The 17,156-nt window shown below is 73.1% G+C and carries 20 protein-coding genes; 15 read left to right on the top strand and 5 right to left on the bottom strand.

Annotated features, from left to right (window positions below; genetic code table 11):
* Positions 1-20: 20 nt before the first annotated feature.
* From FHX44_RS11175 to FHX44_RS11140, 8 genes are all read left to right on the top strand, one after another.
* Complete coding sequence (locus tag FHX44_RS11175) at positions 21-785, top strand: LOG family protein (RefSeq protein WP_147255540.1); 765 nt, start codon at positions 21-23, stop codon at positions 783-785.
* The gene (locus FHX44_RS11170) at positions 782-1,339 is read left to right on the top strand and encodes an LOG family protein (RefSeq protein WP_246170309.1); all 558 of its coding nucleotides are present in this window, start codon (positions 782-784) and stop codon (positions 1,337-1,339) included. Before FHX44_RS11175 ends, FHX44_RS11170 begins: the two co-directional genes overlap by 4 nt.
* Complete coding sequence (gene folP, locus FHX44_RS11165; RefSeq protein ID WP_147255538.1) at positions 1,339-2,205, top strand: dihydropteroate synthase; 867 nt, start codon at positions 1,339-1,341, stop codon at positions 2,203-2,205. The genes FHX44_RS11170 and folP overlap by 1 nt, the downstream gene beginning before the upstream one ends.
* A 13-nt stretch (positions 2,206-2,218) precedes the next feature.
* On the top strand, positions 2,219-3,190 hold the full coding sequence (locus FHX44_RS11160) for a glucosyl-3-phosphoglycerate synthase (protein ID WP_147255536.1): 972 nt from the start codon (positions 2,219-2,221) through the stop codon (positions 3,188-3,190).
* Positions 3,191-3,332: 142 nt separating this feature from the next.
* A complete protein-coding gene (locus FHX44_RS11155; protein WP_147255535.1) occupies positions 3,333-3,689 on the top strand; it encodes a DivIVA domain-containing protein in 357 nt (118 codons plus the stop codon).
* The gene (locus FHX44_RS11150) at positions 3,686-4,150 is read left to right on the top strand and encodes an SRPBCC family protein (protein ID WP_147255533.1); all 465 of its coding nucleotides are present in this window, start codon (positions 3,686-3,688) and stop codon (positions 4,148-4,150) included. Before FHX44_RS11155 ends, FHX44_RS11150 begins: the two co-directional genes overlap by 4 nt.
* Positions 4,143-4,712, top strand: coding sequence for a DNA-3-methyladenine glycosylase I (locus FHX44_RS11145; protein ID WP_147255531.1), 570 nt, complete (start codon positions 4,143-4,145; stop codon positions 4,710-4,712). The genes FHX44_RS11150 and FHX44_RS11145 overlap by 8 nt, the downstream gene beginning before the upstream one ends.
* A 168-nt stretch (positions 4,713-4,880) precedes the next feature.
* Positions 4,881-5,048, top strand: coding sequence for a DUF3117 domain-containing protein (locus FHX44_RS11140; protein ID WP_084211001.1), 168 nt, complete (start codon positions 4,881-4,883; stop codon positions 5,046-5,048).
* A gap of 77 nt (positions 5,049-5,125) precedes the next feature.
* Here the strand turns inward: FHX44_RS11140 and FHX44_RS42100 are convergent, their stop codons facing one another.
* Complete coding sequence (locus tag FHX44_RS42100) at positions 5,126-5,272, bottom strand: hypothetical protein (RefSeq protein ID WP_170308873.1); 147 nt, start codon at positions 5,270-5,272, stop codon at positions 5,126-5,128.
* Positions 5,273-5,387: 115 nt separating this feature from the next.
* On the opposite strand from FHX44_RS42100, the gene FHX44_RS11135 reads away from it, so the two are divergent.
* Positions 5,388-5,948: a CGNR zinc finger domain-containing protein gene (locus FHX44_RS11135; RefSeq protein ID WP_147255529.1), complete on the top strand. Its 561-nt coding sequence runs from the start codon at positions 5,388-5,390 to the stop codon at positions 5,946-5,948.
* Here the strand turns inward: FHX44_RS11135 and glgA are convergent.
* On the bottom strand, positions 5,930-7,087 hold the full coding sequence (glgA, locus tag FHX44_RS11130) for a glycogen synthase (protein ID WP_212612423.1): 1,158 nt from the start codon (positions 7,085-7,087) through the stop codon (positions 5,930-5,932). The two genes, FHX44_RS11135 and glgA, sit on opposite strands and share 19 nt — an antisense overlap.
* A gap of 150 nt (positions 7,088-7,237) precedes the next feature.
* Between glgA and glgC the strand changes: the two genes are divergently transcribed.
* A complete protein-coding gene (gene glgC, locus FHX44_RS11125) occupies positions 7,238-8,488 on the top strand; it encodes a glucose-1-phosphate adenylyltransferase (RefSeq protein ID WP_425469127.1) in 1,251 nt (416 codons plus the stop codon).
* Between the two features lie 1,347 nt (positions 8,489-9,835).
* On the opposite strand, the gene FHX44_RS11120 is transcribed toward glgC, so the two are convergent.
* Positions 9,836-10,486, bottom strand: a complete 651-nt coding sequence (locus FHX44_RS11120; RefSeq protein WP_147255524.1) for an O-methyltransferase — start codon at positions 10,484-10,486, stop codon at positions 9,836-9,838.
* Positions 10,487-10,672: 186 nt separating this feature from the next.
* Here FHX44_RS11120 and sigE point away from each other — a divergent pair, with 186 nt between their 5' ends.
* The 4 genes from sigE (at position 10,673) to tatB (ending at position 14,053) form a co-directional block, all read left to right on the top strand.
* Complete coding sequence (sigE, locus tag FHX44_RS11115; RefSeq protein ID WP_147255522.1) at positions 10,673-11,275, top strand: RNA polymerase sigma factor SigE; 603 nt, start codon at positions 10,673-10,675, stop codon at positions 11,273-11,275.
* Complete coding sequence (locus FHX44_RS43810) at positions 11,272-11,931, top strand: anti-sigma factor family protein (protein WP_147255520.1); 660 nt, start codon at positions 11,272-11,274, stop codon at positions 11,929-11,931. Before sigE ends, FHX44_RS43810 begins: the two co-directional genes overlap by 4 nt.
* Before the next feature lie 77 nt (positions 11,932-12,008).
* Entirely contained in the window at positions 12,009-13,646 is a 1,638-nt protein-coding gene (locus FHX44_RS11105; RefSeq protein ID WP_147255518.1) for a trypsin-like peptidase domain-containing protein, read from the top strand.
* A gap of 26 nt (positions 13,647-13,672) precedes the next feature.
* Entirely contained in the window at positions 13,673-14,053 is a 381-nt protein-coding gene (tatB, locus tag FHX44_RS11100) for a Sec-independent protein translocase protein TatB (RefSeq protein ID WP_147255516.1), read from the top strand.
* 140 nt (positions 14,054-14,193) lie between these two features.
* Here tatB and FHX44_RS11095 read toward each other — a convergent pair whose 3' ends face one another.
* Both FHX44_RS11095 and FHX44_RS11090 read right to left on the bottom strand, forming a co-directional pair.
* On the bottom strand, positions 14,194-15,594 hold the full coding sequence (locus FHX44_RS11095) for an amidase (protein WP_147255514.1): 1,401 nt from the start codon (positions 15,592-15,594) through the stop codon (positions 14,194-14,196).
* Entirely contained in the window at positions 15,591-16,454 is an 864-nt protein-coding gene (locus FHX44_RS11090) for a D-2-hydroxyacid dehydrogenase (RefSeq protein ID WP_147261077.1), read from the bottom strand. The genes FHX44_RS11095 and FHX44_RS11090 overlap by 4 nt, the downstream gene beginning before the upstream one ends.
* 202 nt (positions 16,455-16,656) lie before the next feature.
* On the opposite strand from FHX44_RS11090, the gene FHX44_RS11085 reads away from it, so the two are divergent.
* Positions 16,657-17,151, top strand: coding sequence for a DUF3830 family protein (locus FHX44_RS11085; RefSeq protein ID WP_147255512.1), 495 nt, complete (start codon positions 16,657-16,659; stop codon positions 17,149-17,151).
* Positions 17,152-17,156 lie beyond the last annotated feature (5 nt).

Raw genomic sequence — 17,156 nt, 5'->3', positions numbered from 1 at the left:
CGCTCATTACCCTGGCCGGCATGAGCACGGACGGGGTTCGACGCCCCGAGGAGAAACAACGCGGCCCGGTGGTGCTGCGCCGCGAGCGGCGCAACGAACCCACCACCACCGACCAGCGGCTGCTCGACTCGCGCGGTCCCAGCGACTGGGTGCACACCGACCCGTGGCGCGTGATGCGCATCCAGGCCGAGTTCGTCGAGGGCTTCGGCATGCTCGCGGAGCTGCCCCGCGCGGTCACCGTGTTCGGCTCGGCGCGCACAGGCCGGGACCACATCGAGTACGCGCAGGGCCGGGCGCTGGGCACCGCGCTCGCCGAGGCCGGCTTCGCGGTGATCACCGGTGGTGGCCCGGGCGCGATGGAGGCCGCCAACAAGGGCTGCTCGGAGGCCGGCGGTTTCTCCGTGGGCCTGGGCATCGAGCTGCCGTTCGAGCAGGGACTGAACGACTGGGTCGACCTGGGCATCAACTTCCGCTACTTCTTCGCCCGCAAGACCATGTTCGTGAAGTACTCGCAGGCCTTCGTCTGCCTGCCGGGCGGTTTCGGCACCCTCGACGAGCTGTTCGAGGCGCTCACGCTGGTGCAGACGAAGAAGGTCACCAAGTTCCCGGTGGTGCTCCTGGGCACCGAGTACTGGGGCGGGCTCTACGACTGGATCGCGAACACGGTGCTCGGCGCCGGCAAGATCGGCGAGAAGGACCTCGCGCTCCTGCACCTCACCGACGACGTGGACGACGCGGTGAAGATCGTGCAGGAGGCGTGGCGGGCCTGGGAGGAGGCGCATTGACCGGGCCGCTGTCCGTATGCGTGTACTGCGGGTCCATCGAGGGCCTCCCCGAGCGCTACCTGCGCCTCGCCGCCGACGTCGGCAGCCAGATCGCGGCGCGCGGCTGGCAGCTCGTGTCCGGGGGTGGCAAGGCGGCGATGATGGGTGTCCTCGGCGCGGCGGCCCGGGCGGGCGGCGCGCGCACCACCGGGGTCATCCCACAGGCTCTCGTCGACCTGGAGTGGGCCGACCACGACTCCGACGAGCTGCTGATCGTCGAGACGATGCGCGAGCGCAAGGCGCTCATGGAGGCCCACGCCGACGCGTTCATCGCGCTGCCCGGCGGCGTGGGCACGTGCGAGGAGCTGTTCGAGGTGTGGACGGCGGGCTACCTGCGCATGCACAGCAAGCCGGTGGTGCTGCTCGACCCCGACGGGCACTACGCCGGGCTGCTGGAGTGGGTGCGCGGGCTGGGCGAGCGCGGATTCGTGCGTCCGGAGGCGATCGAGCGGCTCGTGGTGGCCACCGACGTGTCCGCGGCCCTCGACGCGTGCGCGAAACCCGTGGACTCCTAATGCCCCCGGTGCGCCTCGGCGCCCGCACCTACGACGACTCGGCCCGGCTCGTCATGGGCATCGTCAACGCCACGCCCGACTCGTTCTACGACCGGGGGCGTGCGTACGCACTGGCGCCGGCGCTGGAGCAGGTGGCGCAGATGGTGGCCGACGGTGCGGACGTCATCGACGTCGGCGGGGTGAAGGCCGGCCTCGGCCCCGAGGTCACCCCCGTCGAGGAGATCGCCCGCGTCGAGGCGCTCGTGGGATGCGTCCGGGAGAAGCACCCGGACGTCGCGATCAGCGTCGACACGTGGCGCGCCGAGGTGGCCCGGGCCGTGCTGCCCGCGGGGGCGGACCTCGTGAACGACGCGTGGGGCAGCCACGACCCGCAGCTCGCCGAGGTGGCCGCGGAGTTCGGGGCGAGCCTGGTGTGCACCCACACCGGCGGGCTCACCCCGCGCACCTACACCCGCCGGGTTCGGTACCCGGACCTCGTCGGCGACGTCACCCGGTTCCTCGAGTCGCTCGCCGAGCGGGCGATCGCCGCCGGTGTGTCGCCCGATCGGGTCGTGCTGGACCCCGGGCACGACTTCAACAAGAACACCTGGCACTCGCTCGAGCTCACCCGGCGCCTCGACGAGCTCGTGCGGCTGGGCAGGCCGGTGCTGGTCGCACCCTCCAACAAGGACTTCGTCGGCGAGACGCTGGACCTGCCGGTGGGCGAGCGCATCGAGGGCACGATGGCCACCGTCGCCGTCTGCGCGTGGCAAGGTGCGCGCATCTTCCGGGTACACGAGGTCCGGCAGGCGCGCCGGACGGTGGACATGGTGACGTCGATCATCGGTGATCGCCCTCCCGCACGCGTTGTGAGGACCCTTCCGTGAAGGAGTGAGGCCCGTGGATCCCGTCATCGAGGAGTGGTTCGCCCGGCGGACGTGGCAGGAGCCCTGCTGGAGCGTCGAGGAGCTGGTCGCGGCGAAGCAGGGGCGGCGGGTTTCGGTGGTGCTGCCGGCCCTGGACGAGGAGGCCACGGTCGGTGCGATCGTGGCCGCGATCGTGCCCCTGACCAGCGGGCCCGCCCCGCTCGTCGACGAGCTGGTGGTCGTGGACTCCGGCTCGACCGACCGCACGGTGGAGGTGGCCGCTGCGGCGGGTGCGCGGGTGGTGCTGCGCACGGACGTGCTGCCCGAGCTCCCCCCGGTGCCGGGCAAGGGGGAGGTGCTGTGGCGCTCGCTCGCGGCCACCAGCGGCGACGTGGTCTGCTACCTCGATTCCGACCTCGTCGACTTCGACCCCGGTTTCGTGCCGGCGCTGCTCGGCCCGTTGCTCACCGAACGCGGCGTGGCGCTGGTGAAGGGCTTCTACCGGCGGCCGCTGCGCCTGGAGACCACGGTGGCCGACACCGGCGGCGGGCGCGTCACGGAGCTGCTCGTGCGCCCGTTGCTCGCCGCGCTGCGGCCCGAGCTCGCCGGGATCGTGCAGCCGCTCGGCGGCGAGTACGCCGGCACCCGGGAGCTGCTGGAGTCGGTGCCCTTCGCGCCCGGTTACGGGGTGGAGATCGGGCTGCTGCTCGACGCGTACGCCCGGCTCGGCCTGGACGGGCTCGGCCAGGTCAACCTCGGCGTGCGCAAGCACCGCAACCGGTCGCTGCTGCAGCTGGGGGTGATGGCGCGCCAGATCCTCTCCGCGGCGCTCGCCCGCTGCGACGTACCCGACGCGGGTGCGGCGCTCACCCAGTTCGTGCAGGTGGAGGGGGAATGGTTGCCGTCGACCACGGCGATCGGCGTCGCCGATCGCCCCCCTATGAGCCAGGTATGCGCCCCCCGCCGGGAGTCCGCCACATATCTCGACGGCCCAGCTCCCCGCTGAGCGCACCGCCGGACCGCCCGAGCATGCCGATACGCGCGGCGGCCCGCCGGTGCACCCAGGGGAAACCTGGATCCGCCGATATACGCAACGGACTCCCGGGGGCACTATGCGTCGATCTCGCGCGCGTGATGGGATCGGCGGGGTGGGGACCGCGCTGATCTACCTTCTGGTCGTCGCGGCGGTCGGGGCCGCGCTGTTCGGGCTGTCCGCGCTCGTGTTCGGGCGGGGCGAGGAGCTGGCGCCACTGCCGCCGGGCGCAACGCCCACCCGGTTGCCCGCGGGCGAGATCGACGGCGACGACGTGCGCGAGCTGCGCTTCCAGCAGGCGTTGCGCGGATACCGGATGGACGAGGTCGACTGGGTGCTCGACCGGCTCGCCGACCAGCTGGACCGGACGGGCGCTCAGCGGGACGGCCTGCTGGCGAGGGTCGCCGAGCTGGAGTCGGTGCTCGGGTCGGCGTCGCCCGGCACCGCGGTGCGGGTGGAGGGCGAGCAGTGACCCGGGTCGAGCTCAGCGAACCCGTCGACGTCGCGGCGCCCGCCGAGGTGGTCTGGCAGACGGTGACCGACTGGGCGAGCCAGGGGGAGTGGATGCTCGGCACCCGGGTCCGCCCGACCGGCGGGGGCGACGGCAGACGGCTCGGAGCCGTCCTGGAGGCGGTCACCGGAATCGGCCCGGTGGGGGTGACCGACCGCATGGAGATCGTCGAGTGGATCCCGCCGCGGCGTTGCGTGGTGCGCCACCTCGGACGGGTGGTGCGCGGGGAGGGCGTGTTCGAGGTGCTGCCGCTCGGCCCGGAGCGCGCCCGGTTCCGCTGGTCGGAGCTGCTCGACCTCCCGCTCGGGCGGCTTGGGGCGCTGGGTTGGCCGCTGGTGCGGCCGGCCTTCCGGGCCGGGATGGCGTTGTCGCTCCGGCGCCTGGAGCGTCGGTGCGAGGCGGTATACCGGTCCGGTGCCTGAGTCAACCGACGGCCGCGCTCGCTGCGGCTGGGCCGGATCCGCGCCCGAGTACGTCGCCTACCACGACGAGGAGTGGGGTCGCCCGCTGCAGGGTGTCAGCGCGATGTTCGAGCGGCTGAGCCTCGAAGGGTTCCAGTCCGGGTTGTCCTGGCTGGTCATCCTGCGCAAGCGGCCGGCGTTCCGCGCCGCGTTCGCCGGGTTCGACCCGGCCGCGGTGGCCGCCTTCGACGACACCGACGTGCAGCGGCTGCTCGGCGACGCCGGGATCGTGCGCAACCGGGCCAAGATCGAGGCGACGATCCAGAACGCGCGGTGCGTCCTGGGCATGGACCAGCCGCTGGACGAGCTGCTCTGGTCGTTCGCGCCCGACCCGGCCACGCACCCCCGGCCCGCCACGCTCGCCGACGTGCCGGCCACCAGCCCGGAGTCGGTGGCGATGGCGCGCGCCCTCAAGCAACAGGGGATGCGCTTCGTCGGGCCGACCACGTGCTACGCGCTGATGCAGGCCGCCGGGCTGGTGGACGATCACGTCGCGGACTGCTGGCGGGCAGCGACTTCCTGACTGCGGACGGTGAACGACCTGGGTGGTTGATCGCTCCGGTTGCGCCCCTGTCCGCCGGATGAGGAAAGATGTTCCCAGCATCCTCGCCGCGCGCTACGCCCGCGCAGCGGCAACGAACCCCGCGATGCCAACGGCTCTGGCCACTAACGACGACGGAGGAGGCAGGAGATGGCGGCGATGAAGCCCCGGACCGGCGATGGTCCCCTGGAGGTGACCAAGGAGGGTCGGGGCATCGTGATGCGCGTCCCCCTCGAGGGTGGCGGCCGCCTGGTCGTCGAGATGTCCGCAGAGGAAGCCAGCGACCTCGGCGACGCTCTCAAGGCCGCCTCCGGCTGAGCGCACACACCGGTACCGAACGGCACCGGCGGGCGGCAGGTGCCGTCCGCCGGTGCCGTTCGTCTTTCCCGCTGGTGTCACAGGGCGCTCTCGGCCGGTTCCCGCACCGGCTCGACCTGCGTGCCCGCGGCCGGGCCCAGCGTCACGAGCTGGATCGTGACGTCCCCGCACACGCACCGGCGGTACCGCACCCACCCCTGCGAGGTGTGGTGCGTCGAGAGCACCGCCGCCTCGTCGATCGGCCACCCACACCGCGCGCACCGCATGGCCGCGTCTCCCCTCGGTAATATCCGTAGCTAGTTGGCATCTTACACGTCCGGCTGTGGTAGTAATAGGCCAATGGACTTCATCGGTTACCGGAGCGACGCGCTCGGCGCCGCCGTCGATCTGGTGAACGCCGTGATCGAGGACCCGGAGGGCAGGGTGCCCGGCCAGCTGCGGGGGGTGCTGGTCGCGCACTCGTACCGCGCTCTCGACGCCCCGGACAGCATCGAGCCCGCGCTGCGTGCCTGGAGCCGCCGGCTGCGCACCGTCTTCGACGTCACGAGCGACGACGAGGCCGCCGCCGCGGTCAACGCCCTGCTCGTCGACGTGCGTATCGAGCCGCACCTCACCGACCACGACGGCGAGGGCTGGCACCTGCACTACACGCCGCCCGAGGTGGGCCTCGTCGACCGCATCCGGGCCACCACCGCGTTCGCGCTGGCGATGCTTGTCTCCGAGTACGGCATCAGCCGCCACGGCGGCTGCGCGGCAGAGGGCTGCTCGAAGGTGTTCGCCGACACGTCCCGCAACGCCGCGCGCCGCTACTGCTCGTCCGCGTGCGCCAACCGCTCCGCCGTGGCCGCGCACCGCGCCCGCGTCCGGGCGCGATCCGCGGCTCAGACGAGTGCGCGGTAGATCTCCACGGTCCGGGCGGCTGCCTGCTGCCAGCTGAACTCCCGCTCCGCCCGCGCCCGGCCGGCCACGCCCATTTCGGCGGCGCGGGCCGGATCGGCGAGCAGCGCGTTCACCGCGTCGGCGAGCGCGGAGCGGAACGCGTCCACGTCGTGCTCGTCGAAGTGGGCGAGCAGGCCGGTCTCGCCGTGGGCGACGACCTCGGGGATCCCGCCGACGTCGGAGGCCACCACCGCGGTGCCGCAGGCCATTGCCTCGAGGTTGACGATCCCGAGCGGTTCGTAGACCGACGGGCAGACGAACACGGTGGCGGCGGACAGGATCTGGCGCACCGCCGTGGTGGGCAGCATGCCGCGGACCCACACCACGCCCGACCGCGCGGCACTGAGCTCGGCGACCGCGGCCTCGGTCTCCGCGGCGATCTCCGGGGTGTCCGGCGCCCCCGCGCACAGGACGACCTGCGCGTCGTGGTCGATGTGGTGGGCTGCCGCGATCAGGTGCGAGAGCCCCTTCTGCCGCGTGATCCGCCCGACGAAGACCACGCTCGGCCGGTCCGGGTCGATCCCGGCGTCGCGGACGGCGTCGCGCGCGGGATCCGGGTGGTAGAAGGCGGTGTCGATCCCGTTGTGCACGACGTGGACGCGGGCGGCGTCCAGCGCTGGGTAGCACTCGAGGACGTCCTGCCGCATGCCGGCGCTCACCGCGATCACCGCGTCGGCGGCCTCGTACGCGGTGCGCTCCACCCACGACGAGAGGCGGTACCCCCCGCCGAGCTGCTCGGCCTTCCACGGCCTGCGGGGTTCGAGCGAGTGCGCCGTGACGACGTGCGGCACCCCGTGCAGCACCTTCGCCAGGTGTCCTGCCATGTTGGCGTACCAGGTGTGGGAGTGGCCGAGGTCGACGCCGCCGAGCGCGGCCACCATCGACAGGTCCGCGCCGAGCGTCTGCAGTGCCGGGTTCGCGTCGTGCAGCGACGGGGGCGGCTGGTGCGCGTACGTGTCCGGCGCGTCCCGCGGTTCGCCGAAGCAGTGCACGTCGACGTCCACCAGTTCGCGCAGCGCAGGCGCCAGGTGTTCGACGTGCACGCCGGCCCCGCCGTAGACGTCCGGGGGGTACTCGCGGGTGAGCAGGCCGATGCGCACCCGCGCACGGTAGGCCATCCGCGCGGGCCGCGGGGCGTGCGGATCACAGGTGTCACCCTGCGTTCCGCTGGCCCGGGGCCTTTCCGGGGCACTAGGGTCGGTTCTCGTGACGACGCTGCCGGTAGGTCCGGCCCGGATCGGGGCGACGCCATGACGGGGGCGCGGATGTCCCCGGCCTCACCTATGGCACTGGGGGCCAACGTCCTCGGGATAGTGCTCGCGGGCGGTGAGGGCAAGAGGCTCTGGCCGCTCACGGCCGACCGCGCCAAGCCCGCCGTGCCGTTCGGCGGCAACTACCGCCTCATCGACTTCGTGCTGTCCAACCTGGTCAACGCCGGGATGCACCGCATCTGCGTGCTCACGCAGTACAAGTCGCACTCGCTGGACCGCCACATCTCCACCACCTGGCGCCTGTCCAGCGTGCTCGGGCAGTACATCACCACGGTTCCGGCGCAGCAGCGCCTCGGCAGGCGCTGGTACACCGGCAGCGCCGACGCGATCTTCCAGAGTCTCAACCTCGTCTACGACGAGCGGCCCGACTACATCGCGGTGTTCGGCGCCGACCACGTCTACCGGATGGACCCGGGCCAGATGCTCGCCCGGCACATCGAGAGCGGCGCGGGCGTCACCGTCGCCGGCATCCGGGTGCCGCGGGCGGAGGCCAAGGCCTTCGGAGTGATCAACTCCGAGCCCGGCGGCAAGATCATCGACTTCCTGGAGAAGCCGTCCGACCCGCCGTCCGTGCCCGACGACCCGGACGTCACGTTCGCCTCGATGGGCAACTACGTCTTCACCACCGAGGTCCTCCTCGACGCACTGCGGGCCGACGCCGAGGACGGCGACTCCGACCACGACATGGGCGGCGACATCATCCCCCGGCTCGTCGGGCAGGGCGATGCCGCGGTGTACGACTTCGCCGACAACGTGGTGCCCGGCGCCACCGACCGCGACGCGGGCTACTGGCGCGACGTCGGCACGATCGACGCGTACTACGAGGCCCACACCGACCTCGTATCGGTGCACCCGATCTTCAACCTGTACAACCAGCGCTGGCCCATCCGCACCGCGATGGCCCCGCTGCCGCCTGCCAAGTTCGTGGAGGGCGGAATCGCGCAGGACTCGATCGTCGGGGCCGGCACGATCATCTCCGGGGCCATCGTGCGCCGGTCGGTGATCAGCCCGAACGTGCGCGTCGAGGCCGGGGCCGAGGTGTCCGACTCGGTGGTGCTGCCCGGCACGAGGGTCGGCCGCGGCGCGATCGTCCGCGGAGCGATCCTCGACAAGAACGTCGAGGTGCCCGACGGGGCGCTGGTCGGCGTCGACCTCGGGCTGGACCGCGCGCGGTACACCGTCAGCCAGGGCGGCGTGGTCGTGCTGGGGAAGGGCACCACCGCTCTGTAGCACCTGATGATCTGCAGCGACGATCAAGGGCCGACGCCGCGCTCCGCGGTTGTCGGCGGGGCCTGCTGGCGGCGCCGCGCAGTGTGCGGGGCCGCCCCTCCCAGCTCAAGGGCGCCTGCGGCGTCGCTGCGCGATCGCTTCGCGGCCCCTTGACCTCTGAGCCTCTGCGGCCCCTCGGGCATGCGGTGCGGGCAGGCCGGGGGCCTGCCCGATGGGTGCGCGGCGCCGCCAGCAGGCCGGTCCCACGGACACGTCATGGGCATCTCCCGCCCGTCACGCACCCGGCGTGCGCTCGCGCGCCCCGTGTCGGCCCACGCACCCGGCCGACGGGGCGCGTGGGCGGTGAACGGGTGCGTGAGCGGCGGAGATCGCTCCGATCAGCACATCGCGGGCTCGGCGGGGACGCTGATGTACACCTCGGGCCGATCCCGAGAGCCCTCTCCCTCCGCGGATAGCGACTTCACACACCCAGTGGCCACTTCACACAAGGCCGGCCTTGTGTGAAGTGCGTACTGGGTGTGTGAAGTCGGCTGTTGGCGGCGCCACGGGCGGCGTGATCGGCTGTTCGGCGCGTTGCCGTGTCGTTTTCGATCGTTTCCGCGCCGAAGCCTTGATCTTGCCGTGGGACCGCCTTCGGTGGCGCCGCGCGCCCTCCGGGCAGGCCCCCGGCCTGCCCGCGTAGTGCTGCCCGGAGGGGTCGCAGAGGCTCGGAGGTCAAGGGGCCGCGAAGCGATCGCGCAGCGACGCCGTAGGCGCCCTTGAGCTCTGAGGGGCGGCCCCGCAGAATGCGCGGGGCCACCGAAGGCCTTGCCGGAAGGTGCCACCGAAGGCCTTGCCGGAAGGTGCCACCGAAGGCCTTGCCGGAAGGTGCCACCGAAGGCCTTGCCGGAAGGTGCCACCGAAGGCCTTGCCGGAAGGTGCCACCGAAGGCCTTGCCGGAAGGTGCCACCGAAGGCCTTGCCGGAAGGTGCCACCGAAGGCCTTGCCGGAAGGTGCCACCGAAGGCCTTGCCGGAAGGTGCCACCGAAGGCCTTGCCGGAAGGTGCCACCGAAGGCCTTGCCGGAAGGTGCCACCGAAGGCCTTGCCGGAAGGTGCCACCGAAGGCCTTGCCGGAAGGTGCCACCGAAGGCCTTGCCGGAAGGTGCCACCGAAGGCCTTGCCGGAAGGCGCCTCCGAAGGCCTTGCCGGAAGGCGCCTCCGAAGGCCCTGGTCGAGGGCGCCAGCCGTTCCAGCCGCCCAGACCCACCTCGCCAAAGTCGCCCTGACGGATTCGGCACCATCCGGAACCGCCGTGCCCAACGGGCCGCTGACAGCGCCGCTCCACGGTGCTGCGGACCGGAGGTCCGTCAGAGAGCCGGCTTCAGGGCCGCCAGGAGGCCGTCCCCCAGCGGGAGGAGCACCGGCACTAGGCGGTCGTCGTCGCGGACCATGCGGCCCACCTCGCGCAGGCCCGCCGTGCTCGCGTCGGACGCGTCCGGGTCCACCACCCCGGCGCCGAGGGCTCCCGCGAACACCACGATCCCGCCGTCGCGCAGCAGTCGCACCGCCTCGTCGAGGTAGCGCGGGTAGTCGGCAGGCCCGGCGTCGACGAACACCAGGTCGTACCCGGCGTCGGTGAGCCGGGGCAGCACCTCGAGCGCCATCCCGTTGATCAGCCTCAGGCTCGCAGGCCCGTAACCTGCGGCGAGGAACACACCGCGGGCGGCGCGTTGGTGCTCGGGGTCGATGTCGATCGAGGTGAGCGTGCCGCCGGGCACCATGCCGCGCAGCAGCCACAGCCCGCTCACGCCCGTGCCGGTGCCGATCTCGACCACGGCGCGCGCGCCGATCGAGGCGGCGAGGAACCGCAGGCCGGCGCCCGCATCGGGCCCGATGGGTACGCAGCCGGACCGTGCGGCGTCGGCCCGCGCGGAAACAAGCACGTCGTCCTCGGCGAGATAGGATTCGACGTGGTCGCGCAGCGCCCACAGATCGGTGGCGGCGTCCGGCACCCACATGAGGCGGAAGGCTACTTGGCCCGTTCTATCAGGCTCCTCTCAGCCGGTTCTCACCCCTGTTTCACGGGCGTCGGGCACGGTGGTTCCCAACGGTCGGGGTCGTCGGCCGTGGGAGGGCCGGGAACTCAGAGGTCCGGTGCTCCGTTGGCCAGAGGCACGACCCGCCGCAGGAGGTGCGACCCGACGATGAGCGAAGGCTCAGCCACGCTGCCGAGCAGCACGCTGCTGCCCGGTGAGGAGGCCGGCTGGACTCCGCCGAGCTGGGACGACGTGGTGCGCGAGCATGCGGACCGGGTCTACCGCCTCGCCTACCGGCTCACCGGCAACCCGCACGACGCCGAGGACCTCACCCAGGAGACGTTCGTCCGGGTGTTCCGGTCCCTCGCGTCGTACAAGCCGGGCACGTTCGAGGGATGGCTGCACCGCATCACCACGAACCTGTTCCTGGACATGGTGCGTCGCCGCTCCCGCATCCGCATGGAGGCGCTCCCCGAGGACACCGACCGGCTCCCGGGTACCGGCCCGCAGCCCGAGCAGGTGTTCTCCGACACCCACCTCGACCCGCAGCTGCAGGCCGCGCTCGACGAGCTGCAGCCGGAGTTCCGCGCCGCGGTCGTGCTGTGTGATGTAGAGGGGCTGTCCTACGAGGAGATCGGCGCCACGCTCGGCGTGAAGCTGGGTACGGTGAGGAGCAGGATCCACCGCGGCCGTGCCGCCCTGCGCAGCGCGCTCGAGCGCCGCCGGGCAGCCGACGTCCGCGGGGCGGAGCTGGAGGAGGTACACGGGTGAGTTCAGGGCGTTGGCGCATTTCGGTGACGACCCCGGACTGGGGTCACGATCACCTGTCGTCCGACGCCATCGTCGCGTACGTCGACGACGAGCTCGCCCCGGGTCCGCACCTGCGCGCCAACCAGCACCTCTCCCAGTGCCCCGAGTGCGCGGCCCAGGTCGTCGCGCAGGGACAGGCCCGCGCCGCACTGCGCACCGCGGGCTGTCCGAGCCTCCCGTCCTCCCTGCTGTCGAGCCTGCGCTCCATCCCGCAGGACACCGACCTCCCGGCTCCGCCCGCGGGGCTCGCGGTCACCCCCGAGGGCCAGTTCGTCTCGGTGCTGCGGCCCGAGCGCGCCGCTCGTGGAGCCGCGCGCACCGACTCCGCGGCGCCCCACGGTGACCGCACGCACCGCAGGATGTGGCTCGGCACCGGCGTCGCCGTGACGGGTCTCGCCGCGGGCGCCATCGCGTTCGCCGTGCCCGCGGCCGTTACCGGATCGGCGGCACCGGACCCCGGCGACGCCGACACCGCCCGTCGTCCGGTCCTCGGCGGCACCGCCACCCCGGTCGACGTCCGCCTGCAGCTCACCCCGCAGCCCGCGGCGGCCACCAGCGCGCCGCCGTCCGTGGCGCCCACCTCGGCCCCGCCCGCCGCCGGTGACGAGCCCCGCTGAGCTACGCGGACTTCACCGCCGCTGAGGCACGCTGACGGGGTCCGGTCCGCACCATCAGCCCAGGAGTCCGCCGAGGGATGAGCGATCCCAACACCCCTGCCGAGCCGAGCTCGGCAGAGCGAGGAGACGGCACCGAGGGCCCCGGTGAGGACCGCACGGTCGAGCTCCCGCGACAGTCCGACGCGGAGCCGTTCGACGCATCTCCGTTCGAAGCAGCACCGTCCGGCGCGGAGCCGTCGGCCGCCGGGCCCCCGCGCCTCGGTCCGCGCCCGCTCGAGCGGCCGGAGGTCGATCCCGACGCCGCGGCGGCGTTCGGCCGCCCGGGCGGGGTCGACGGTGGCTTCGCCGCGCGGCGCAACGGCAACGGGCAGCACACCACGCTCGTCGCCCCGCCGCCCGCCGCGCTGGCCAGCGCCTTCGGGCGTCCCGACCCGTCCGCCCCGCCCCTGCAGCGCCCCTCCGAGAACGGCACCGGCAAGGGCGCCGCGCACGAGGACACCTTCTGGACCGACGGTGCGGAGCGCGACCCGTGGCGCGACCCGGAGAGCGCCGCCGCGCTCGGCCCGCCCCCGGGCGCTGGTGGGACCGAGGTCGAGACCGTGCGCGGTGAAGGGGCCCGGCTCAGCCTGCGCGAGGTGTTCTTCGGTCGCCGGGTCGAGCCGCGGGCGCTCGCGGTGCTCGCGGTGGTCGCGCTGCTCATCGGTGCCGCGGGAGGGATGGTGGGGCGGTTCACGGCCGAGGGGGCTGCCGGTCTCACCGATCCGGACCCGACGATCACCCAGACCGTCCCGGGCCGGGAGCGCCCGCCCGGTTCCGTGGCCGACATCGCGGCCCGCACGGTGCCCGCCGTGGTCTCGTTCGAGATCCGGGTGGGCGACGAGGGCGGCACCGGGTCCGGCGTGGTCATCGACCCGTCCGGCTACGTCCTCACGAACAACCACGTGGTGGCACCGGCCGCGGAGGTCACCGGCGCCCAGATCGAGGCGATCTTCCACGACGGCACCCGCGCCGCGGCCCAGATCGTGGGGCGCGACCCGAAGACCGACCTCGCGGTCGTGAAGGTGGAGGTCGCCAACCCGGTGGTCGCCACGTTCGGCTCGTCGGCCGGGCTCGTCGTCGGCGACGGGGTGATCGCGATCGGCTCCCCGCTCGGCCTGGTCGGCACCGTCACCGAGGGCATCGTCAGCGCGATCAACCGCCCGGTCCGCCTCGACGGGGCCGGCACCGACACCAACGCCGTGATCGACGCGATCCAGACCGACGCCGCGATCAACCCGGGCAACTCCGGCGGCCCGCTCGTCGACTCGACCGGCGCCGTCGTCGGGATCAACACGGCCATCCGCAGCATCGGGATGGGCGAGGGCGGCTCGATCGGCCTGGGCTTCGCCATCCCGATCGACGACGCCCGCGGCATCGCGGAGGAGCTGATCCGCACCGGCAAGGTCACCCACGCCGAGATCGGCATCAACGCCCGCTCCGTCAGCGACGGCACCACCGACGGCGCCCAGGTGCAGAACGTGCAGCAGGGCGGGGCCGCGGAGGCGGCGGGCATCATCGAGGGCGACGTGATCGTCCGCGTGGGGGAACGCACGATCGCCGGGGCCGACGAGCTCGTCGTCGCCGTGCGGGAGCGCAATCCCGGCGATGCGGTGGAGGTCGAGCTGATCCGCGAGGGCCGCCCGCTCACGGTGTCGGTAGTCCTGGCCTCCGATTAGGCGCCGGTTAGACGTAGGGTGGCAGCGTGTTCGACAGCGTCGGCTGGGGCGAGATCCTCGTGTTGATCGTGGCCGGCCTGTTCATCCTCGGCCCGGAGCGGTTGCCGTCGGCGGCGGCGTGGACGGGCAAGGCGATCCGCCAGCTCCGCGAGTACGCCACCGGTGCGCGTGAGCAGCTGCGCGGCGAGCTCGGCCCGGAGTTCGACGAGCTGCGCAAGCCGCTCGAGGAACTGCGTGGCCTGCGGAACTTCAACCCGCGCACGGCGGTGACCCGCACGCTCTTCGACGACGAACAGCCCAAGCCGAACGGCTACACCCCGCCGAAGCCGAACCTGACGAAGGCCACGCCCCCGCCGGAGCGGCTGGAGAAGAACGAGGTCCCCCCGGTCGACCCGGACGCCACCTGACGGGCGGCCCCGCCCCACTCCTGCTCACGCACCCGGTTCCAGCCGACGCACCCCAACGCGGCCGCCGCGCCCTGTCGACCGGTAGCGCGGGCCGAGACCATGTGTGCGGCCCGACACGAGGTGCGTGGGCGGCCGGCTCGTCAGCCGGAGGGGCGGTGGGTGTGCCAGTCCGTCGCCTGTTGGAACGCGTGTGCCGCCGCCAGTACCGCGTTGTCCCCGTGGCGCGGGCCGACGATCTGCAGGCCCACCGGCAGGCCCTCCGCGAAGCCGCAGGGCACGCTCGCGGCCGGCTGCTGGGTCATGTTGAACGGGTAGGTGAACGGCGTCCACGTCGTCCACCGCTCGTGGGGCCAGCCCGCGGGCACCTCGACCCCCGCCTCGAAGGCCGGGATCGGGAGCGTGGGTGTGAGCAGCAGGTCGTAGCGGCTGTGGAACTCGCCCATGCGGGTGCCGAGATCGTTGCGCACTGCCATCGCGGTGAGGTAGTCCAGGGCCGAGGCCCGCGCACCCTGCTCGCTGATCGCGACGAGCCCGGGGTCCATCAGCGCGCGCTGCTCCGGCCCGAGGTGCTCGATCGACTTCGCCGCGCCGGAGAACCACAGCGTCTCGAACGCCACGATCGGATCGGCGAAGCCGGGGTCGGCCTCCTCGACGTGCGCGCCCAGGTCGGCGAACACCCGCGCCGCCGCCGCGAACGCCGCGGCGACCTCGGGGTGCACGTCGACGTACCCGAGCGTGGGACTCACCGCGATCCGCAGGCCCGCCACCCCCGCGTCGAGGGCGGCCACAGCGGAGCCGGTGGCGGCGAGCGCCCACGGGTCGCGGGTGTCGGCGCCGGACACGACGTCGAGCAGCAGCGCGGCGTCGGCCGCCGTGCGGGTCATCGGCCCGACGTGGGCGAGGGTGCCGAACGGGCTGGGCGGGTAGTGCGGCACGCGCCCGTAGGTGGGCTTGAGGGCGGTGGTGCCGGTGAAGGCCGCCGGGATGCGCACGGAACCGCCGCCGTCGGTGCCGAGGCTCAGCGGGCCCATCCCGCAGAGGACGGCCGCCGCGCTGCCGCCGGACGAGCCGCCCGCCGTGCGCGTGGGGTCCCACGGGTTGCGGGTGACGCCGGTGAGCGGGTTGTCCGTCACGCCCTTCCAACCCAGCTCCGGTGTGGTCGTCTTGCCCAGCGGCACGGCGCCCTGCTCGCGGACGCGCGCGACGTGCGGCCCGTCGACGTCCCACGGTCCGGTCGGATCGACGGTGTGCGAGCCGCGCAGCGTCGGCCAGCCGCGGGTGAGCAGGATGTCCTTGATGGAGATCGGCACGCCGTCGAGGGCCCCGGCCGGCTCGCCGCGCCGCCAGCGCTCCTCGGACTCCTTGGCGGCGCCGAGCGCGGCGTCCGCGTCCACGAGGCAGAACGCGTTGACCTGCGGGTCGTGGCGCCGGATCCGCTGCAGCGCTGCCTCGGTCGCCTCGATGGGGGAGAGCACGCCCGCGCGGTAGGCCGCGAGCAGCTCGGTCGCCGCCAGTTCGGACACAGCCAGGTCGGCGGTCACGTCCCACCTCCGGTCGTCACGTAGCCCAACGTCTTGTCCACGACGTTGCGCAGCGGTTCGCCTGCCTGGTAGCGGGCGAGGTTGTCGCGGAACACCTCGACGAGGTCCTGCCGCCAGCCGATCAGGTCGCCCGACATGTGGGGCGAGACGATCACGCCGGGCAGGGCCCAGAGCGGGGAGTCGGCCGGAAGCGGTTCGCGGGCGAAGACGTCGAGGGCCGCCCCCGCGATCCGGCGTTCGCGCAGCGCGTCGACGAGGTCGGGCTCGACGACCAAGGCCCCGCGGCCCACGTTGATCACGCGGGCGGACCGGGGGAGCAGGGCGAGTGCGGCGGCGTCGAGCATGCCGCGGGTGGCGTCCGTGAGCGGCGCGGCGAGCACGAGCCAGTCGGTTCCGGGCAGACGGCGGGGCAGTCCGTCGAACTCCCGGCGCCCGACCAGCTCCACGTCCATCCCGACGGCGCCGAGCAGCCCGGCGATCGCGCGTCCGATCGGGCCGCCCCCGACGACCACGACGCGGCGCCCGGCGACCGGCTCGGTCTCGCGGTGGCGCCACTCGCGGCGCGCCTGTGCGGCGAGCGTGCCCGGGAAGTCCTTGGCCATCGCGAGTACCAGTCCTAGCACGTACTCGGCCATGGGCCGGTCGAACACGCCGCGGGAGTTCGTCAGCGTCACGTCCGACTCGAGCAGCCCGGGGAACGTCAGCCGGTCGACGCCGGCGCTCGCCGTGTGCACCCACCGCAGCGAGTCGGCGGCCGGCCATGCGTCGCGCACGGCGTCGGAGAGGAAATCCCAGACGAGCAGCACCTCCGCACCGGGCAGTGCCTCGGCGAGGGAGGAGGCGTCGCCCGCGAAGCGCATCCCGTCGAGCGCGAGGCCCGGTGGTCGATCGTCACCGTGCAGCACCGTGATCGTCGGAAGGGGTCGCTGACCAGCGAAAACGGGCAATTCGACGGGACCTTCCCGAACAGGGGGCGAGGATTGACACGCTAGGAACCCCTCGTACTATTGTCAACAATCCGCGGCGCCGCGGTATCCCCCCTCTGACGCCGGGAGCGGCCTCATGTCGAAGTTCCTCCGCATCAGCCTCGCCCGCCGTGGCGTGTCCTGCGTGGCTGAGCTGCTGGAGAAGGAGGCGCCGCGCACCACCGCCGCGGTGTGGCGCGCTCTCGAGGACGGCCCGCTGGCAGGTGACGCGCAGCACGCGAAGTACGCGCGCAACGAGGTGTACACGATGGTGCCCCGGTTCGCGGAGATCGGCCGGGAGAACCCGACCGTCACGCCGATCCCCGGCGACGTCGTGCTGTTCGACTTCGCCGGTGGCGTGCTCGACAGCGCGTTCAAGACCGACCAGGGGATCGACCAGGACGAGGGCGCCATCGACCTCGCGATCTTCTACGGCCGGAACAACCTGCTGATCAACGGGGACATCGGCTGGGTTCCGGGCAACGTCTACGCCACGATCACCGAGGGGCTCGACGCGATGGCCGAGGCGTGCCACGACGTCTGGCGCTCCGGCAGCGTCGGCGAGCGCCTGGTGTACGAGCGGCTCGGGTAGCACGC

The organism is Pseudonocardia hierapolitana (assembly GCF_007994075.1).
Classification (GTDB): domain Bacteria; phylum Actinomycetota; class Actinomycetes; order Mycobacteriales; family Pseudonocardiaceae; genus Pseudonocardia; species Pseudonocardia hierapolitana.
The sequence above is the reverse complement of the archived record's forward strand: the minus strand, read 5'-3'. Positions and strand labels throughout refer to the sequence as shown.